This window comes from Aurantimonas sp. (assembly GCF_964217435.1).
Classification (GTDB): Bacteria; Pseudomonadota; Alphaproteobacteria; order Rhizobiales; family Rhizobiaceae; genus Aurantimonas; species Aurantimonas coralicida.
Genome location: NZ_CAXPJM010000010.1, coordinates 43,568 through 62,685 on the forward strand (window position 1 = coordinate 43,568; position 19,118 = coordinate 62,685).

Consider the following 19,118-nt stretch of genomic DNA (forward strand, 5'->3'; position numbering starts at 1 on the left):
CGTTTTCCGGTGTCTGCGACGTTGTCTCGCGGCCGTTGCCGGGTGACGCCTGCCTCAGCGATAGATCAGCGTCGGCAGCCACATGGTCAGAGCCGGGATGAAGGTGATCAGGAACAGCACCACGAAGAGCGGCACCAGGAAGGGCGCCGTCGCCGACATGCAGCGCTCGAACGGAATGCCCGACACCCGCGACAGGACGTAGAGCACCATGCCGATCGGCGGGGTCAACAGGCCGATCATCAGGTTGAGCACCATGATCACCCCGAAATGCACCGGATCGACGCCCATCTGCATGGCGATCGGCAGCAGCACCGGCGTCAGGATGGTGATCGCCGCCACGGTCTCCATGAAGCAGCCGACGATCAGCAGGATCAGGTTGATCAAAAGCAGGACGACCCACGGATTGTCGGAGATCGTCAGGATCAGCGCGGCGAACTGCTCCGGCGCCCGGTTGGAGGTCAGGATCCAGGCGAAGATCGAGGCCGCGGCGACGATGAACAGGACGACGGCAGTGGTCTCGATCGTGTCGAAGGAGACCCGCAGGAACCGCTTCAGCGTCAGCGTGCGATAGACCACGAGGCCGAGGATCAGCGCCCAGGCACAGGCCGCGATCGCCGCTTCCGTCGGCGTGAAGGCGCCGGTCAGGATGCCGCCGACGATGATCACCGGCGTCATCAGCGACAGGAAGGCGCGCTTGAAGGTGAAGCCGAGGATCGACAGCTTGAAAGGCTGGTCGACCGGATAATTGCGGCGGCGGGCATAGATCGCGATCATCGCCATCAGCGAGACGGCCATCAGCAGGCCCGGAATGAAGCCGGCGGCGAAGAGCTGGCCGATCGAGGCGCCGGCGACGACGCCGTAGATCACCATCGGCAGGGAGGGCGGAATGATCGGCCCGATGGTCGATGACGCGGCGGTGATGCCGACCGCAAAGCCCGGCTCGTAATTGGCGTCGCGCATCGCCTTGATCTCGATGGCGCCGAGGCCGCCGGCATCGGCCACCGCCGCGCCCGACATGCCGGCGAAGATCACCGAGGCGCCGACATTCACATGGCCGAGGCCGCCGCGCATCCAGCCGAAGATCGCCTTGGCGAAGTCGAAGATCCGCTCGGTGATGCCGGCGGCATTCATCAGGTTGCCGGCGAGAATGAAGAAGGGGATGGCCAACAACGGGAAGGAATCGACGCCGTTGATCATGCGATGAATGACCACGACGTCGGGGACCCTGCCCTCGACCAGGATGAAGATCGCCGAGGAGCCCGCCAGCGCGATGGCGACCGGCACGCCGAGGATGATCATCCCCAGAAGCAGCACGAACAGCATCGTCAGCAGCATGGAAACCCCGAACAACAGGTAAGGCCGCGACCGGCCGGGCGCACCGGCCCGGCATCGCATGCGAAGGAATGGGAGGCAGCGGCGCGCCTGGGCATCAAAGGCCGGTGCCCGTCAGCGCGAAGCGTTCCGGGTCGATCAGCCGGCTGGTGCCACTGCGCCAATGGCGGATCAGGGCGATGAGCGCATAGACGGTCATCAGCGCGAAACAGACCGAAACGCCCCAGTAGACGGAGGATTTCGGCACGTCGATCGAGACCATCTTCTGGTGCGTGCGGCCGGCGAGCTGGACGCAGAACCAGCCCATGGCGCCGTAGAAGACCAGCGTGATGACATCGACGGTGATCTGCGCCACGAAGCGGCCCCGCCGCGGCAGATAGCGGTAGAACAGCTCGACCGCGATGTGGCTTTCCTTGCGGGCCGCCATGATCGCGCCGATGAAGGTGACCGCGATCAGCAGGAAGCGCGCGATCTCCTCAGTCCAGCCGAGGGAATTGTTGAGCACGTAGCGCGTGAAGAACTGCAGGAAGACCACGAAGGCCAGGAGCCAGAAGACGCCGAAGACCACGCCGTCGCTCCAGCGCAGATCGGACAGATCGACGGGCTGGTCGGCGAAGGGGTTCGGCTCCAGCGGCTGCACGCCCGCTTCCGGGCCGGGTTCGATTTCAGGTGACGCCATGACCGCATCCGGAACGAGGAGACAGGCCGGGCGCGCTGAGCGCGCCCGGCGAGACTTCCGAGGGAAAGGAGACTATTCGATCGCCTGGAGGCGGTCGTAGGTCTCCTGGTCCCAGGTGGCGTCGGGGCCGTTATGCAGCTTCATCGTCGCCTCGCGGAACGGCGTGATGTCGACCTCGTGGACATTGACGCCCTGCTCGCGGAACCACTCGGCGAGCTTGGCCTCGTTCTCGCGCACCTGCGTGGTGGCGCAGTCGGCGGTTTCCTTGAGCACGTCGGAGAGCGCCGTCCGGTCGGCCTCGTCCATCTGGTCCCAGGTCGGGCCGCCGACGATGGTCAGGAGCGCATCGTTGATATGGGCGGTCAGCGAGATGTCCGTCTGCACCTCGTAGAACTTCTTGGCCTGGATGGTCGGCAGCGGGTTCTCCTGGCCGTCCACCGTGCCCTGCTGCAGCGCCAGATAGACCTCAGCGAAGGCGATCGGCGTCGGATTGGCGTTCACCGCCTTCGGGAACATCATGTAGAGCGGGGCATTCGGCACCCGGATCTTCATGCCCTCCATGTCGGCCGGCGTGTTGATCGGCTTGTTCGCCGTCACGTGCCGCTGGCCGTAATAGGTGGTGGCGACGACGTGGTTGCCGGTCGCCTCGTTGTAGCCGGCGGCCAGCTCCTTGAAGAGATCGGAGTTGCGGAACGCGTCCCAGTGGTCGTAGCCGCGGAACATGAAGGGCGCGCCGCCGATGGCGATCGGGCCGTAGGCGCGGCCGGCGAAGAGCTGGCCGGTATAGATCACGTCGACGGTGCCGAGGCCGAGGCCTTCGTTGATGTCGACTTCCTTGCCGAGCGAGGACGCCGGGAACACCTCGAAGGAATAGCGATCCTCCGTCGCCGCCTTCAGCTTGTCCGACGCCTCCACCGCGCAGGTATGGTACGGCTCGCTGGACTCGTAGACATGGGCGAATTTCAGCGCCGTCTGGGCGAAGGCCGGCTGCGCGGTGAGCGCAATGGCAGTCGCGGCCGAAAGAGCCAGTACATGCTGTGTGTATTTCATCTTGTTCCTCCCCAATGTATACACTGTTTTCAGGCGATCATATTGATTGCATCCCACAGCGCAATGGCCCCATCGTCGTTCTTGACGATCGCTGCCGCAAGGGCGGCGACGCAAAATGAGGCGGGCAGCGGCGCGGCGAGGTATCCGGTCGGTGCGATCGGTCGAGACAGAGGATAGTTCAGACATGTCGACGAATACGGTGCGCCTCGACCCTTCGGACAACGTGGTCACGGCGCTGAAGGCGCTGGAAACCGGCGCCGCGGTCGAGGAGACGACGACGCTCGGACTGGTCCCGCGCGGCCACAAGATCGCCACCCGGGCCATTCCCGCCGGAACGCCGGTGATCAAATATGCGCAGATCATCGGCTACGCCGCCGAGGACATCGCGCCCGGCAGCCACGTCCACACCCAGAATGTCGAGTTCCGCGGCACGGCCCACAATTACGATTTCTCGACCGACCTGCGGCCGGTCGCCATGGTGCCCGAGGACCAGCGCGACACCTTCATGGGCTATCGCCGCAAGGACGGCCGGGTCGGCACCCGCAACACCATCGCGGTGATCACCTCCGTCAACTGCTCAGCCACGGCGGCCCGCAAGATCGCCGAGGCCTTCGGGCCGGAGGAGCTGGCGGCCTATCCCAATGTCGACGGCGTCACCGCCTTCGTCCACGGCACCGGCTGCGGCATGGGCGGCGATGGCGAGGGCTTCGAGGCGCTGCAGCGGATCATGTGGGGCTATGCCCGCCATCCCAACGTCGCCGGCGTGCTGATGGTCGGCCTCGGCTGCGAGGTGAACCAGATCGACTGGCTGCTGGAAGCCTTCGGGATCGAGAAGGGCCCGATGTTCCACGCCATGAACATCCAGGACGTGGCGGGCCTGCGCCGCACGGTCGAGATCGGCGTCGAGCGGGTTCGCGCCATGCTGCCCATCGCCAACGAGGCGCGTCGCGAGCCCTGCCCGGCGTCCGAACTGATGGTCGCGCTCCAGTGCGGCGGCTCCGACGCCTGGTCGGGCATCACCGCCAATCCGGCGCTCGGCTATGCCTGCGACCTGCTGGTCGCCCAGGGCGGCACCGGTGTCCTCGCCGAAACGCCGGAGATCTACGGCGCCGAGCATCTGCTGACCCGCCGCGCCAAGGACGAGAAGACCGGCCGCAAGCTGGTCAAGCTGATTGAGTGGTGGGAGGATTATACCGCCCGCAACAAGGGCTCGATGGACAACAACCCGTCGCCCGGCAACAAGAAGGGCGGCCTGACCACCATCCTGGAAAAGTCGCTGGGCGCCGCGGCCAAGGGCGGCACGTCGCCGCTCAACGGCGTCTTTCGTTACGGGGAACCGGTCAATACGCGCGGCTTCGTCTTCATGGATTCGCCCGGCTACGACCCCGCCTCGGTGACCGGCCAGATCGCCTCGGGCTGCAACCTCGTCGCCTTCACCACCGGTCGCGGCTCGGCCGCAGGCTTCAAGCCCTCGCCGTCGATCAAGATCGCCACCAACACCGAGATGTATCGCAAATTGTCCGAGGACATGGACGTCGACTGCGGCCGGATCGTCTCGGAGGGGCTGTCGATAGAGGCCGCCGGCCGCGAGATCTACGAATTGCTGCTGCGCGTCGCCTCCGGCGAGATGTCGAAGTCCGAGGCACAGGGGCTCGGTGACTATGAATTCGTGCCCTGGCAGATCGGCGCGACCATGTAGTCAGGATCGGGTACGGGCGGCCGCTACGGCGCCGGCGCCCGTGCGCGATCCTCGATCCGCGGCGCAGAGCATGTGCGCCGCGGATCCACCGGCTCAGTCCCGGACGAAAATCCCCAGACCCGCCCGGTCGTAATAATCCAGCGTGATGTCCGCGACCCGGCCATCGTCTCCCGTGCGGAACCGCGCGAGCGATGGCCCGGTGGCGTTCTCGCCGATCGCCTCGAAGGTGAAGACGTCGCCGTCATATGCGGTGAGGGCAAAGCGCGTCGGCGCTTGTGCCGGGCCGAGGATCATCGACAGGGCGCCCTCCTCCGCCTCGACGCGGAGCGGGCCGTAATAGCTGTTCGCGTAGCGGCCGGCATAGGTCTCGAGATCGCGCGGCGCGGTGGCATTGGCGGGCGCCGGCGGCACCTCCGCCGCCTCAAGCTCGGCGGCCCGCTGCTGCGCGAAGATGCCGCCGATGAAGCCCAGCCAGTCGACGGTCTGCGCGCCGTTCTGAACGATATCCATGAAGCTCGCGCAGATCGCTTCCGGCACGCCGATCGGCTCGCCATTGGTCAGGACGACGATGCCGAGTTCCTCGCCGGGAAGCAGCGAGATCGCCGTCGCGGTGCCGAGGTTGAAGGCGCCGGAATGGCCGAGCGTCACCCGGCCAAGATCGTCGGTGCCGACGTTCCAGCCCAGCCCGTAGAAGCCGGCGCGGATCGACGGATCGGCCGGCAGGCGATTGGGCATATGCGGCTGATGGGTCGTCGCCAGGGCGCTTTCATCGATCAGGGTCGCGCCCTCGAAACGCCCCTTGCCGAGCTGCAGGCGCAGGAAGCGGGCCATATCCGAGACCGAGGCGCTGGCGCCGCCGGCCGGCGCCTCGGCGTCCGCCACGCGTTCGTAGCGCGCCTCCCAGCGCCCCTCGTCCGGCGCGCCGGCCCGCACATGGATCTTCGCCCGGTTGTCATGGCCGGCATAGTCCGCGTTGCGATAGCTCGTGCGGGTCATGCCAAGTGGCTGGAACAGCCGCTCCGTGGCAAGCGCCTCGAAGGGTTGGCCGGCGGCCTTCGCGGCGGCGACCGCACCGGCGGTATAGCCGAGATTGGAGTAGTGATAGGTCGAGCGGAACGGGTCCAGGGGCTGCTGGTCGATCCGCGACAGGATCGTCTCCCGGTCGAAGCCGAGATCCTCGAGAAGGTCGCCCGCCCCCGTCGCCAGCCCCGAACGATGCGACATTAGATCGACGAAGGTCGCATGTTCGCTGACATAGGGATCGGACAGGGCGAAGGAGGGATCGTAGCCGCGCACCCGCTGGTCCCAGGCCAACAGGCCGTCGCCGACGAGCCCCGCGACGAGGGTCGAGGCGATGGGCTTCGACAACGAGGCGAGCAGGAAGACCGTGTCGGCATCCACCGGCTCCGGCTCGCCGACTTCGCGCAGGCCGAAGCCCTTGGCGAAGAGAACCTCGTCCCGGTAGACGACCGCGACCGCGACGCCCGGCACGCCGGTCGTCTCCATCAGGCCCTCGACGACCCCGTCGAGCCGATCGACGGCCCGGTCCACCTGTTGCCGGTCCAGAAGCGGTGGCACCGGCATGACGGGCGCCGGCAGGAGATTGGCGGGCGAAGGCGACGCGGCATCCTGCGCCATCGCGGGTGCTGCCGGGGCTCCCAGAAACAGGCTGAGGGCCAATACCGGCAGGGCCGGCGTTCCGACCAGATGGACAAGGCGGATCATCGCAAGGCTCCCTTCACCCGCACCGGACGACGGAGCGGGTGAAGCAACCTTACGATGCGGCAGATGCGACAGGAACCCCGCACTCCCGGCAGGGTTTCGGCCGCGTTAACGGATCAGGGCGCCGTAATGGCGAACGACTTCGCCGGCCAGCTCGTGCCCGCGCTCGGCCGCCTGCCGCGGTTCGGCGCCGTCGAGGCGCGCGGCGAGATAGCCGGCATTGAAGCTGTCGCCCGCCCCCGTCGTGTCGATGACGTCGGCGACCTTGCGCGCGGCCACGGTCTCGAAGCCGCCCTCCGTCGCGACCAGCGCTGGGTCGGAGCCGTCCTTGACCACGACTTCGCCGGTGCCGCAGGCGAGATACCGCCTGGCGGTCGCCTCGGGCGACGCGTCACCGAAGGCGGCGACCTCGTCCGGGAAGCTCGGCAGGCAGAGGCTGGCGACGGCGGCGCCCGCCTCCATCGCCGCCCGCATCACATCCGGCTCGGGCCACAGGCGCGGCCGGATATTCGGGTCGAAGGCGACCAGCTTGCCGGCGGCGCGGGCCGCGCCGAGCATGTCGAGCAGGCGCTGGCGATCGTCCGGCGACAGGATCGCCAGGGTGATGCCAGAGAAATAGAAGGCGTCGCCGCTCGCCGCGGCCGCGTCCAGCTGCGCCGGGTCGGCCGCCAGCAGTTTGGCCGCGGCGCTGTCGCGCCAGTAGGAGAAGCTGCGTTCGGCGCCATCCAGATGGATCATGTAGAGGCCCGGCATCCGCTCAGGAATGCGGCGGACGAGATCGGTCGCAAGCCCGGCCTCGGTGAAGAAGGCCAGCATCTCGTCCGATGTCGTGTCGGTGCCCAGCGCCGTGTGGTAGGCGACGTCCCAGCCCTCGCCGAGCCCGCGCCGCAGATACCAGGCGGTGTTGAAGGTGTCGCCGGCAAAGCCCTTGCGATAGAGGCCCTCGCCGGCCGAGGACAACTCCACCATGCATTCGCCGATGGAGACGATGCGCCTGCGGGTCGCCGCACTCATGCCGGCACCCGATGGGCGGCCGCATCGCCGTCAAGGGCCGCCACCGCGGCCATGACGCCGCGCAGTTCCGCCAGGCCGCGCATGCGGCCGATGACCGGATAGCCCGGATGGGTGCCGCGACCGATGTCGGACAGAAGCTCGTGGCCGTGATCGGGTCGCATCGGGATTTCCGCGTCGGCCCGGCCCTCGGCCCGGCGGCGGCGTTCCTCGGCCATCAGAACCCGCACCAGCGCCACCATGTCGGTGTCGCCGGCCAGATGATCGGCCTCCTCGAAGGAGCCGTCGGCGTCCTTGGCGACGTTTCTGAGATGGGCGAAATGGATCTTGTCGGCAAAACGCGCGGCGATGGCCGGCACGTCGTTGGCCGGATTGGCGCCGAGCGAGCCCGAGCAGAGCGTCAGGCCGTTGGCCGGCGACGGCACGGCATCGAGCACGAAGGCGATGTCCTCGGCGTTCGAGACCACCCGCGGCAGGCCGAAGAGCGGTCGCGGCGGATCGTCGGGATGGACGCAAAGCCGCATGCTGGCCTCTTCGGCCACCGGCACCACCGCTTCGAGGAAGCGGCGGTAATTGGCCCGCACGTCGTCGCGGGTGATGCCGGCATAGCGGCCGAGGATCTCGCGCAGGCCGGCGACGTCGTAGCGCGCATAGGCGCCCGGCAGGCCGGCATTGATGGCAGTCAGCAGCCGCTCGCGATCGGCCGGCGTCGAGGCCTCGAACCAGGCTTTCGCCCGCGCCAGCGTCTGCGGCGCGACGTCGTCGGCCGCGCCCTCGCGCTCCAGCATGAAGACGTCGAAGGCGACATATTCGTGCATGTTGAAGCGCAGGCTGGTGCCGCCGCCCACCACCGGCGCGGCCAGTTCGGTCCGCGTCCAGTCGAGGAGCGGCATGAAATTGTAGCAGACGGTGTGGATGCCGCAGGCGGCGAGATTGCGCAGCGACTGGCGATAGGTCTCGAACAGCGGCTCCAGATCGCCGTCGCCCAGCTTGATGCGCTCATGCACCGGCAGGCTTTCCACGACCCGCCATTCCAGGCCGAGCGCCGGATCGTCGGCGATCAGCGCCTTTCGCGCGGTGATCGCCTCGACCGTCCAGACCTCGCCATAGGGGATCTCGTGCAGGGCATTGACGATGCCCCGGGCGCCGGTCTGGCGGATTTCCGATAGCTGGATGCGATCCTGCGGCCCGAACCAGCGCCACGTTTCCTGCATGTTGCGTCCCCACCCCGGTCGCGTGTCGGGCGCCCTGCGACGCCCCTGTCCTGGCTGACGGCGCGCCGGCTCAGCCCGCGTCGCTGTCGTCGAAATACTGGTCGAACTCGACCCTCAGGCGGACCAGATGGTCGTTGATCCGACCGAGATGCGTGCGCATCGCAAGGTCGGCCGCCTCGCCGTCCCGGGCCTTGATGGCCTCGAAGATCGCCACGTGGTCCTCGTAGACCGCCGGCTGGCCGAAGGCCAGTGACAGGAAGCGCAACCGGTCCATCTGCGCCTTCTGCTCGTCGATGAGCTGCCAGGCAAAGCCGCATCCGGCGCCCTGCGCGATCAGGCGGTGAAATTCGTCGTCTTCCAGATGGAAGGTGTGGCGATCGTCCTTCAGCTGCGCCGCCCGCTGCAGTTCCAGATTGGCCTCCAGCCGGCCGACCAGTTCGCCGACGTCGCGTTGGCAGGCCTCGCGCACCACCGCGACCTCCAGCGCCTCGCGGATGAAGCGAGCATTGCGGACCTCCTGCACCGAGATCTTCACCACCTCGGTCCGGCGCTGCGGCTGCACGCGCAGATAGCCGGTACGGGCGAGCCGGCCGAAGGCCTCGCGCACCGGCTGGCGCGACACGCCGAGATGCCGGGCGACCTCAGCCTCCGAAATGCCGACGCCGGGCAGAAGGCGAAGCTCCAGGATGGCCGTGCGCAATTGCGTGTAGACGCTGTCGGCCATCGTGCCCCGGGGCTGGGTCGTGGCGTCCGGGGAAAGGGCTTCGAGAGACATGGCGGACCTTTGTTGACGACGTTCGGATACTAGGATACCAGTTTGTTCGCAAGCAATGAAATTCGTGGGTGAGGAACGGATGGCGCTACTGGACGAGGATCGGCTGTTCCCGGCGACGCCGAGGGTGCGCGACATCGCCCGTGCGCTCTACCAGACGGTCGCCGACCTGCCGATTATCAGCCCGCACGGCCATACCGATCCGCGCTGGTACGCCGAGAACCAGCCCTTCCCGGACCCCGCCCAGCTCTTCGTCACGCCCGACCACTACATCTTCCGCATGCTGGTCTCGCAGGGGATCAGCCTGGAGGAGCTCGGTGTGCCCGACGCCAACGGCGTCGCGACCGAGACCGACGGCCGCGCCATCTGGCACCGCTTCGCCAGCCATTATCACCTGTTCCGCGGCACCCCGACGCGGCTGTGGCTCGACCATTCCTTCCAGACCCTGTTCGACATCGAGCGGCGCCTGTCGGCCGAGACCGCCGACTTCTACTACGACCGCATCTCCGAGCGCCTCGCGCAGGATTCCTACCGGCCGCGGGCGCTGTTCGAGCGCTTCAACATCGAGGCGATCGCCACCACCGAGAGCGCGCTGGACGATCTCGCCCATCACCGCACGATCCGCGACAGCGGCTGGGGCGGACGGGTGATCACCACCTACCGTCCGGACGCCGTCATCGACCCCGACTTCCCGGGATTTGCCGCCAATCTCGTGCGTCTCGGCGAGATCACCGGCTGCGACGTCGCCAGCTATGCCGGCTATCTCGACGCCCACCGCGCCCGCCGCGCCTATTTCCGCGAATTCGGAGCGACCGCGACCGATCACGGCCATCCGACGGCGCGCACCGCCGACCTGCCCCGCGCCGAGGCCGAGGCGCTGTTTGCCCGCGTCACCGACGGATCGGCCTCGGCCGACGACCGCGAGACCTTCCGCGCCCAGATGCTGACCGAGATGGCGAGGCTGTCGGTCGAGGACGGCATGGTCATGCAGATCCATGCCGGCTCCTTCCGCAGCCATTCGGATCGGATCGCCGCCGGCTTCGGCCGCGACAAGGGTTTCGACATCCCGCAGCCGACCAATTACGTCACCGCGCTCAAGCCGCTGCTCGACGCGGTCGGGCTGGAGCCCGGCCTGACGATCATCCTCTTCACCCTCGACGAGACCGTCTATTCGCGCGAACTGGCGCCGCTGGCCGGCGTCTATCCGTGCCTGAAGCTCGGCCCGCCCTGGTGGTTCTTCGATGCGCCGGAAGGGATGAAGCGGTTCCGCGAGCAGGTCACCGAGACCGCCGGCTTCTACAACACCGTCGGCTTCAACGACGACACCCGCGCCTTCTGCTCGATCCCCGCCCGGCACGACGTCGCGCGGCGGGTGGACTGCGCCTATCTGGCCGATCTCGTGGTCACCGGACGCCTCGTGGAGGACGAAGCGTTCGAGGTTGCCGACGATCTTGCCTATCGCCTGGCCAAGGAGGCCTACAGGCTTTGACCGGCGGCTGACGCCGCCATTTCTGGGAGGAAGCAGGCATGAGCATATTCAGGAAAGTCACCGCGACGATCGCGCTGGCGACGATGCTGGCGGGGGCCGCCACGGTCGCCTCGGCGCAGGAGACCCTGCTGCGTTCGTCGGACACCCATCCCGACGGCTATCCGACCGTCGAGGCGGTCAAGTACATGGGCGAGCTCATCAAGGAGCGCACCGACGGCCGCATCGGCGTCGAGGTCTATCACTCGGCCCAGCTCGGCGAGGAGAAGGACACGATCGAGCAGACCCAGTTCGGCGTCATCGACCTGAACCGCGTCTCCATGGGACCTTTCAACAACATCGTGGAAGAGACCCAGGTCGTCTCGCTGCCCTACATCTTCCGGTCCATCGACCACATGCACAAGGTTATGGACGGCCCGATCGGCGAAGAGATCCTGGCGGCCTTCGAGCCCCATGACCTGATCGGCCTCGCTTATTACGACGGCGGCGCCCGCTCCTTCTACAACAGCGAGAAGCCCATCAAGTCGATGGAGGACCTGAAGGGCCTGAAGTTCCGGGTCATGCAGTCCGACATCTTCGTCGACATGGTCAATGCGCTCGGCGGCAACGCCACCCCGATGCCCTATGGCGAGGTCTATTCCTCGATCCAGACCGGCGTCATCGAGGGCGCCGAGAACAACTGGCCGAGCTTCGAATCCTCCAAGCATTTCGAGGTCGCCAAGCACTACACGCTCGACGAGCACCTGATCGTGCCGGAAGTCCTCGTCATGTCCAAGAAGAGCTGGGAGAAGCTCTCGCCGGAGGACCAGGAGATCGTCCGCGCCGCCGCCAAGGAGAGCGTCACCAAGATGCGCGAGCTGTGGCAGGCCCGCGAGGCGGAATCGGAGAAGATGGTCCGCGAGGCCGGCGTCGAGGTCGTCAAGGACATCGACAAGCAGCCCTTCATCGACGCGATGAAGCCGGTCTACGAGAAATACGTGACCAACGACAAGCTGAAGGACCTCGTCGCCCGCATCCAGGCGACCGAGTAGCAGCCTTCGCGGGGACCGGCGGCGCAATGCCGCCGCCGGTCCCGATCCTGTCTTCGCTGCGTCCCGCCGAAACGGCAGCGGGCGAGCGTCCCGCCGGCTCGCCCCGGCCGTTCCCGTCGCAGGTTGACCCCGCTCCATGCGTCACTTTCTCCTGACGATCGAACCGTTCGTGCGCCGGCTGGCGCGGACCGCGCTCTGGGGCGCGGGCATCGGTCTCGTCACCATGACCCTGATCATCTTCTGGCAGGTCTTCGCCCGCTACGTGCTGAACGACAGCCCGAGCTGGACCGAATCCACCTCCGTGCAGCTCATGGGCTGGTTCATCTTCCTGGGCGCCAGCGTCGGCATCCACGAGGGCTACCATCTCGGCTTCGACGTCCTCGTCTATGTCGTGCCGGACAACGGCAAGAAAGCCCTGCGCACCATCTCGGACCTCGCCGTCCTCGGCTTCTCGCTGGCGATGATGGTCTACGGCACCGAGCTGATGGCCGGCACCTGGAACACCACTATCCCGACCCTCGGCCTTCCCGGCGGCACCACCTTCATGCCGCTGATCGTCGGGGCCGTCCTGTCCATCCTCTTCACGGCCAACCGCATCCTGCGCCGCTTCAGCGGGCTCGAGAATGCCAACGCCTTCGCGATTTCGGACTGAGCCCGACCATGGATCTCTTCATCCTCTTCGGAAGCTTCGTCTTCCTCCTCCTGATCGGCACGCCGATCGCCTTCTGCCTCGGCATCGCGTCGCTGGCGACGGTGATCTACATGGGCATCCCGCCGCTGATCGTCTTCCAGCGGCTCAATTCCGGCCTCAGCGTCTACGCGCTGCTCGCCATTCCCTTCTTCATCTATGCCGGCGACCTGATGGTGCGCGGCGGCATCGCCTCGCGGCTGGTGGCCTTCGCCGGCTCGCTGGTCGGCCATGCCCGCGGCGGCCTCGGTCAGGTCAATGTCGCCGCCTCGACCCTGTTCGGTGGCGTCTCCGGCTCGGCCGTCGCCGATGCCTCGGCGATCGGCGGCCTGATGGTCCCGCAGATGGAAAAGCGCGGCTACAGCGCCGACTACGCGGTCAACATCACCGTCGTCTCGTCGATCATCGCGCTTCTGATGCCGCCGTCCCACAACATGATCATCTATTCGATCTCGGCCGGCGGCTCGATCTCCATCGCCGACCTGTTCACCGCCGGCATCGTTCCTGGCGTCCTCCTGGCGGGCGTCCTGATGTTCGTCGCCTGGCGCGTCGCCATCAGGCAAGGCTATCCGACCGAGACCTTCCAGGGCTTTCGCACCGTCGGCGTCCTGTTCCTGACCGCCATTCCGGGGCTTCTGCTGATCGCCATCATCTTCGGCGGCGTGCGCTCGGGCATCTTCACCGCCACCGAGAGCTCCTGCGTGGCCGTGGTCTACGCGGTGCTCGCCACCATCGTGTGCTACCGCACGCTGAGCTTCGCCTCCTTCGTCGAGGCGACGCTGGGCGCCGTGCGCACCACCGCCATGGTGCTGCTGATCATCGGCGCTGCCGCCGCCTTCGGCTGGCTCTTGGCCTATCTGCGCGTGCCAGCCGAGCTCGTCGCCTTCATGAAGAGCGTCTCCGACAACCCGATCGTCATCCTTTTGATGGTCAACATCATGCTGCTCGGCCTCGGCACCTTCATGGACATGTCGCCGCTGATCATCATCACGACGCCGATCTTCCTGCCGGTCGTGACCGCCTATGGGGTCGACCCGGTGCAGTTCGGTGTGATCATGGTGCTCAATCTCGGCATCGGCTTGTGTACCCCGCCGGTCGGCGCCGTCCTCTTCGTCGGCTGCGCCATCGGCCGGATCTCGGTCTGGCAGGCGATGCGCACCATCTGGCCCTTCTACGGCGCCGCGCTCCTCGTGCTCGGCCTCGTGACCTACGTCCCGGCGGTGTCGCTCTGGCTGCCGTCGCTGTTCAAGTGAGCATGATGCAAAGACTGTCGCTTTCGACCCTCCCGTCCCTGCCCCAGGCCGTCCGACGGCCGGCCTACGATCCGCGGCGGACCACCACCGGCATCGTCCATCTCGGCGTCGGCGCGTTCCACCGCGCCCATCAGGCGGTCTATCTCGACGACATCCTCGCCACCGATCCGCAATGGGCGATCGCCGGCGCGTCGCTGCGCCGGGCCGACATGCGCGATGCGCTGGCGCCGCAGGACAATCTCTTCACCGTCGCCTTCCGCTCGGGCGAGGGCGCGCAGCTGCGGGTCATCGGGTCGCTGAAGGAAATCCATGTCGCGCCGCAGAATCCCGAAGCCCTGCTGGCGCAGATGTGCGATCCGGCGGTGCGCATCGTGTCGCTGACCATCACCGAGAAGGGCTATTGCCACGATCCGGCGACGGGCGACCTCAACCCCGCCCATCCCGACATCGTTGCGGATCTCGAAAACCCGCGCGCGCCGACCACGGCACCGGGCCTGATCGCCGAGGCGCTGCAACGCCGGCGCGAGGCGAACATCGTGCCCTTCACGGTGATGCCCTGCGACAATCTCCCGTCCAACGGCGAGACCACCCACCGCATCGTCTCGCAATATGCCGCCCTGATCGGCGGTGACCTCGCGCGTTTCGTCGAGAACGACGTCGCCTTCGCCGGCACCATGGTCGACCGCATCGTGCCGGCCACCAGCGACGGCGACATCGCCGAGATCACCGCGGCGCTGGGCGTCGAGGATGCCTGGCCGGTGGTCAGCGAACCCTTCGGCCAGTGGGTCATCGAGGACCGCTTCCCGACCGGCCGGCCCGACTTCGCCGCCGTCGGCGCCGAGATGGTGTCCGATGTCGAGGGACACGAGCGCATGAAGCTGCGCATGCTCAACGGCTCCCATTCGACGCTGGCCTATCTCGGTTACCTCGGCGGTTACCAGACGGTGGCGCAGGCGATGGCCGACCCGGCCTATGAGGCGCTGGTGCGCGGCCTGATGACCGAGGAGGTGATGCCCACGCTGCAAATGCCCGGCACCGATCTCGGCGGCTACCGCGAGGCGCTGCTGGCGCGCTTCCACAATCCGGCCCTGCAGCACCGCACCTGGCAGATCGCCATGGACGGCTCGCAGAAGCTGCCCCAGCGCCTGCTCGGCACGGTCCGCGATCGCATCGCCGCCGGGGCGCCCTTCGAGCGTCTGGCGCTCGGGGTCGCCGCCTGGATGCGCTACGTCACCGGCACCGACGAGGCCGGCGCGCCGATCGACGTCAGGGACCCGCTGGCCGACCGGCTGCGGGCCATCGGCGAGGAGGCCGGCCGCGATCCGGAGCGGCTGGCCGCGGCCTATCTCGGCATCGGCGACGTCTTCGGCGCAGATCTGCGCGACCATCCCGAATTCCGGCGCGCCGTGACCGCGGCCCTCGCCGCATTGCTCACCGACGGCGCCGCGGCCACCGTGGCACGCACTGCCCATTCGCCCCGCTAGGCGCCTCCGCTTGAGGCACCGCAAGGAGACAGACCATGAGCACGATCGTTGAGACACCGGGCGACTGGACCCAGGTCGACGCCAGCACGCGGCGGCGGATCCTGACCCATTCGCCGGAGATGATGGTCGTCGAGGTGGAGTTCCAGCCGGGCGGCTGCGGCCCGGCCCATTCCCATCCGCATCTCCAGGCGACCTATGTCCGACAGGGCGTCTTCGACTTCACCATTGCCGGCAGGACCCGGCGCGTGACCGCAGGCGACAGCCTCGTGGTCCCGTCCAACGCCGTGCATTCCTGCTTGTCGGCGACCGGCGGCACGCTGATCGACATCTTCACCCCGGCTCGCGAAGACTTCCTCTAAGCCGGCTAAGACACCACCCGTTTCTGTCCCGTACCGGGCTCGCGTCCGGTGCGACGGCGGAGCCATGTCCAGAACGGAGACATCCCATGACGATCGAGACACGACAGGCGATCGACCCGCGTCACGCCCGCACCTTCGACACCGCGCAGCTGCGCGCCGAATTCCTGATCGAAAAGCCCTTCGTGCCGGGCGAGATCAATTTGGTCTACAGCCATTACGACCGGATGATCGTCGGCGGCGCCGTGCCGTCCGCCGGCGACCTGGTGCTCGACAGCGCCAGGGAGACCGGCACGCCGGGCTTCCTCGACCGCCGCGAGGCGGTGATCGTCAATATCGGCGAGACCGGCACGGTGCGCACCGGCAGCGGCACCCATGAACTCAACCATCGCGACATGCTCTATGTCGGCCTCGGCGACGGTCCGCTGACCTTCTCCGGTGCGGCGGCGCGCTTCTACATCCTCAGCGCCCCGGCCCACCGCCATTTCGACACCCGGCTGGTGACCATCGATGCCGCCAAGCGCGTCGATCTCGGCGCCGCCGCCACCTCCAACGACCGCTCGATCTTCCAGTTCGTCCATCCCGACGTCATGGAGAGCTGCCAGCTCGTCGCCGGCATGACCACGCTGCACGGCGGCTCGGTCTGGAACACCATGCCGGCCCATGTCCACGACCGCCGCTCCGAGGCCTATCTCTATTTCGACCTGCCCGAGGATGCCCGCGTCTTCCACATGATGGGCGAGCCGTCCGAGACCCGGCACCTGGTGGTGAAGAACGAGCAGGCGGTCCTGTCGCCGCCCTGGTCGATCCACAGCGGCGCGGGCACGGCGTCCTACACCTTCATCTGGGCGATGGCCGGCGACAATGTCGACTACAAGGACGTGGACATGGTGGAGATGGGAGACCTGCGATGAGTTCCAGCTTCGACCTGACCGGCAAGCGCGCCTTCGTTACCGGCGCCAATACCGGCATCGGCCAGGGCATTGCCGTGGCGCTGGCGGGGGCCGGCGCCACGGTCGCCTGCGCCGGGCGCTCGGCCATGACCGAGACGCTGGAGATGATCACGCAGGCCGGCGGCAGCGGCAGCGAACACCTCGCCGACCTGTCCGACAAGACGGCCGCCGTGGCGCTCTACGAGGCCGCGGCGCGTCAGGACGGCCCGTTCGACATCCTCGTCAACAATGCCGGCATCATCCGGCGGGCCGACGCGGTCGATTTCAGCGAGGCCGACTGGGACGACGTCCTCGACCTCAATCTGAAGACCGCCTTCTTCCTCTCCCAGGCCTTCGGCAAGGCGGCCATGGCCGACGACCGCCACGCGGCGATCGTCAACATCGCCTCCGTCCTGTCCTTCCAGGGCGGCATCCGGGTGGCGAGCTACACCGCCTCCAAGCATGGCATCTGCGGCCTGACCCGGCTGCTCGCCTGCGAATGGGCCGCGCGCAACGTCAACGTCAACGCCATCGCCCCGGGCTACATCGTCAGCAACAACACCGAGGCGCTGCGCGAGGACCCGGACCGCTCCGCCGCGATCCTCGGACGGATTCCGGCCGGGCGCTGGGGCGAAGCCTCCGACATCGGCGGCGCGGCCGTGTTCCTCGCCTCCGACGCCGCACGCTACGTGCACGGCGCCGTGCTGCCGGTGGATGGCGGCTGGCTGGCGCGCTGAGGCACCGCGTCTGCCCCAAAACGAAAAAGGGCGGCGCCGACATGGCACCGCCCTTCTCCGATCCGTCTGACCGCGTGAGTTACTTCGCCGGCTTGGCCGCGTCGTCCCCGGTGCCGGGCGTCGCCTCGGCCGGAGCCGTCGCGGGCGCGGCAGCATTGTTATCCTGGCCGGCCGCACCTGTCTCGGCGGCGCAGCTCTCCGACGTCGCCTGCAGGAAGGCGAAGATTTCCTTCTGGTCGGGCTCGCCGACGCGGCCGTCGCCCAGCATGCGCTCGGCCACCGGCGGCGCCACGACGCTGGCGATCAGATAGTCGCGCTGCGGCGCCGACAGATCCTCCATCGCGGCCTCGCTGAGGCAGGTGCAGGCGGCCGGGCTCATCTGCTTCATCTGGACGCCGCAGAGACCGGCGATCATCTCGATCTGGTTGTCGTCCGACACCCGCGGCAGCTCGAACTTCTCGCCGACCTCGTTGCTCGGCGCGACAGGAGCGCGCTTCGTCTCCTCGTCGGTGACGGCAGAGCCGCCCGGCGCGCCGGACGCGGTCGCGTCGCTGGCCTCGCCTCCGGCGGCGGCCGGGGCTTCGGGCGTTTCGGTCGCCGCCGGCTCGGTCGGCGTCGGCGCGCCGGCCGTCGATTCCATCGCCGGCTTCGCGTCGCTGCCCTCGGCCGGCGTCCCGTCCTGGGACTGGGCAAGGGCCGGCGCCGCCGTCAGTGCAAGGAAGGCGATGCCGGCAAGGGCGACGCGGGTCGTTCTGATCATGTAGTCCTCCGAATTTGGTCGTACCGGCCGTTCTGTCGAGCCGTTCAGCGGTGTCCCATGGGACAAGCTAGGGCCTTTGACCCCGCCTGTCAGGATGGCGAATCGCCCCCTCCCCGGAGCGATCCGTTTCAGCCGATCCAGAAATAATAGCCGGCGAGAATCAGGCCGATGGCGATGACGAACAGCCGCACCGCGATCTGCGGCACCCGCTTGGCTGCCCAGACGCCTGCGTAACCGCCCAAAGCCACGCCCGGTATCATGGCCAGCGCGCCGGGCCAGTCGACGACGCCGCCCGAGACGAAGACGATGATCGCGGTGATGGCGATGACGTTGGCGAGGAGGTTCTTGATGGCGTTCAGCCGATGATAGTCGCCGCCCTCGGTCAGGCCCAGCGTCGCCAGCATCATGATGCCCATGCCGGCACCGAAGAAGCCGCCATAGATCGAGGTGAAGAACTGGACGATCGGGCTGGCGAGATTGCGGCCCTCGGCCGCCGCGTCCTGGTGCTTCGGCTTCGGCTTCAGCCAGGGACCGGCCGCAAACAGCGCCGTCGCGCCGAGCAGCAGCCAGGGCACCACGGCCGAGAACTGCTCGTTGTTGAGGTAGAGCAGGAACAGCGCGCCGCCGAGCGAACCGATGGCCGAGACCACCGCCAGGACGAGGACGCCGCGCCACATCTTGGCGAAGTCCTTGCGATAGGCCAGCGTCGAGGTGATGTAACCCGGCAGCTGGGCGATCGACGAGGTCGCATTGGCGACGATCGACGGCACGCCGATCAGCGTCAGCGCCCCGAAGGAGATGAAGGTGCCGCCGCCGGCGACCGCATTGATGGCACCGGACACGAAGCCTGCGAGAAACAGGAGGGCAATAACGAGGACGGACATGCGAGAAGACCTTGGAGCGCCGGCCGCA

At 67.7% G+C, this 19,118-nt stretch carries 18 protein-coding genes; 9 read left to right on the forward strand and 9 right to left on the reverse strand.

The genetic code is table 11. The features are described 5' to 3' along the window. Nucleotides 1–54: 54 nt before the first annotated feature. From ACEQX1_RS05050 to ACEQX1_RS05060, 3 genes are all read right to left on the reverse strand, one after another. Nucleotides 55–1,335: a TRAP transporter large permease gene (locus ACEQX1_RS05050; protein WP_024351837.1), complete on the reverse strand. Its 1,281-nt coding sequence runs from the start codon at nucleotides 1,333–1,335 to the stop codon at nucleotides 55–57. A 94-nt stretch (nucleotides 1,336–1,429) separates the two neighbouring features. Next, nucleotides 1,430–2,011, reverse strand: a complete 582-nt coding sequence (locus tag ACEQX1_RS05055; protein WP_024351838.1) for a TRAP transporter small permease — start codon at nucleotides 2,009–2,011, stop codon at nucleotides 1,430–1,432. Nucleotides 2,012–2,083: 72 nt separating this feature from the next. Then, a complete protein-coding gene (locus tag ACEQX1_RS05060; protein WP_187391655.1) occupies nucleotides 2,084–3,061 on the reverse strand; it encodes a sialic acid TRAP transporter substrate-binding protein SiaP in 978 nt (325 codons plus the stop codon). A 184-nt stretch (nucleotides 3,062–3,245) separates the two neighbouring features. On the opposite strand from ACEQX1_RS05060, the gene ACEQX1_RS05065 reads away from it, so the two are divergent. Further along, a complete protein-coding gene (locus tag ACEQX1_RS05065; protein WP_277025664.1) occupies nucleotides 3,246–4,760 on the forward strand; it encodes a UxaA family hydrolase in 1,515 nt (504 codons plus the stop codon). Nucleotides 4,761–4,853: 93 nt separating this feature from the next. On the opposite strand, the gene ACEQX1_RS05070 is transcribed toward ACEQX1_RS05065, so the two are convergent. The 4 genes from ACEQX1_RS05070 to ACEQX1_RS05085 form a co-directional block, all read right to left on the reverse strand. Continuing rightward, nucleotides 4,854–6,485 (reverse strand): serine hydrolase, encoded by a 1,632-nt coding sequence (locus ACEQX1_RS05070; RefSeq protein WP_370196196.1) that lies wholly within the window; start codon nucleotides 6,483–6,485, stop codon nucleotides 4,854–4,856. Between the two features lie 105 nt (nucleotides 6,486–6,590). Next, nucleotides 6,591–7,496 (reverse strand): sugar kinase, encoded by a 906-nt coding sequence (locus ACEQX1_RS05075; RefSeq protein WP_009207950.1) that lies wholly within the window; start codon nucleotides 7,494–7,496, stop codon nucleotides 6,591–6,593. Further along, nucleotides 7,493–8,707, reverse strand: coding sequence for a mannonate dehydratase (uxuA, locus tag ACEQX1_RS05080; protein ID WP_370196575.1), 1,215 nt, complete (start codon nucleotides 8,705–8,707; stop codon nucleotides 7,493–7,495). Before uxuA ends, ACEQX1_RS05075 begins: the two co-directional genes overlap by 4 nt. A 70-nt stretch (nucleotides 8,708–8,777) precedes the next feature. After that, nucleotides 8,778–9,482, reverse strand: coding sequence for a GntR family transcriptional regulator (locus ACEQX1_RS05085; protein ID WP_029703623.1), 705 nt, complete (start codon nucleotides 9,480–9,482; stop codon nucleotides 8,778–8,780). 79 nt (nucleotides 9,483–9,561) lie between these two features. On the opposite strand from ACEQX1_RS05085, the gene uxaC reads away from it, so the two are divergent. The 8 genes from uxaC to kduD all read left to right on the forward strand — a co-directional run bounded on the left by uxaC (nucleotide 9,562) and on the right by kduD (nucleotide 17,446). Then, nucleotides 9,562–10,968, forward strand: coding sequence for a glucuronate isomerase (gene uxaC / locus ACEQX1_RS05090; RefSeq protein WP_370196194.1), 1,407 nt, complete (start codon nucleotides 9,562–9,564; stop codon nucleotides 10,966–10,968). Nucleotides 10,969–11,006: 38 nt separating this feature from the next. Then, nucleotides 11,007–11,996 carry a TRAP transporter substrate-binding protein gene (locus ACEQX1_RS05095; RefSeq protein WP_277025673.1) on the forward strand — a complete coding sequence of 330 codons (990 nt, stop codon included), beginning with the start codon at nucleotides 11,007–11,009 and terminating at the stop codon, nucleotides 11,994–11,996. A 136-nt stretch (nucleotides 11,997–12,132) separates the two neighbouring features. Further along, nucleotides 12,133–12,648, forward strand: coding sequence for a TRAP transporter small permease (locus tag ACEQX1_RS05100; RefSeq protein ID WP_024351846.1), 516 nt, complete (start codon nucleotides 12,133–12,135; stop codon nucleotides 12,646–12,648). Nucleotides 12,649–12,656: 8 nt separating this feature from the next. After that, nucleotides 12,657–13,937 (forward strand): TRAP transporter large permease, encoded by a 1,281-nt coding sequence (locus ACEQX1_RS05105; RefSeq protein WP_187391648.1) that lies wholly within the window; start codon nucleotides 12,657–12,659, stop codon nucleotides 13,935–13,937. A gap of 2 nt (nucleotides 13,938–13,939) precedes the next feature. Beyond that, nucleotides 13,940–15,421, forward strand: a complete 1,482-nt coding sequence (locus tag ACEQX1_RS05110; RefSeq protein WP_370196193.1) for a mannitol dehydrogenase family protein — start codon at nucleotides 13,940–13,942, stop codon at nucleotides 15,419–15,421. Nucleotides 15,422–15,456: 35 nt separating this feature from the next. Next, complete coding sequence (locus ACEQX1_RS05115; protein WP_370196192.1) at nucleotides 15,457–15,780, forward strand: cupin domain-containing protein; 324 nt, start codon at nucleotides 15,457–15,459, stop codon at nucleotides 15,778–15,780. A gap of 86 nt (nucleotides 15,781–15,866) precedes the next feature. Continuing rightward, nucleotides 15,867–16,691, forward strand: a complete 825-nt coding sequence (kduI, locus tag ACEQX1_RS05120) for a 5-dehydro-4-deoxy-D-glucuronate isomerase (protein ID WP_370196191.1) — start codon at nucleotides 15,867–15,869, stop codon at nucleotides 16,689–16,691. Then, entirely contained in the window at nucleotides 16,688–17,446 is a 759-nt protein-coding gene (gene kduD, locus ACEQX1_RS05125; protein WP_370196190.1) for a 2-dehydro-3-deoxy-D-gluconate 5-dehydrogenase KduD, read from the forward strand. Before kduI ends, kduD begins: the two co-directional genes overlap by 4 nt. Before the next feature lie 79 nt (nucleotides 17,447–17,525). On the opposite strand, the gene ACEQX1_RS05130 is transcribed toward kduD, so the two are convergent. Then, nucleotides 17,526–18,206, reverse strand: coding sequence for a hypothetical protein (locus ACEQX1_RS05130; protein WP_370196189.1), 681 nt, complete (start codon nucleotides 18,204–18,206; stop codon nucleotides 17,526–17,528). Nucleotides 18,207–18,334: 128 nt separating this feature from the next. Continuing rightward, nucleotides 18,335–19,090 carry a sulfite exporter TauE/SafE family protein gene (locus ACEQX1_RS05135; protein WP_024351853.1) on the reverse strand — a complete coding sequence of 252 codons (756 nt, stop codon included), beginning with the start codon at nucleotides 19,088–19,090 and terminating at the stop codon, nucleotides 18,335–18,337. Nucleotides 19,091–19,118 lie beyond the last annotated feature (28 nt).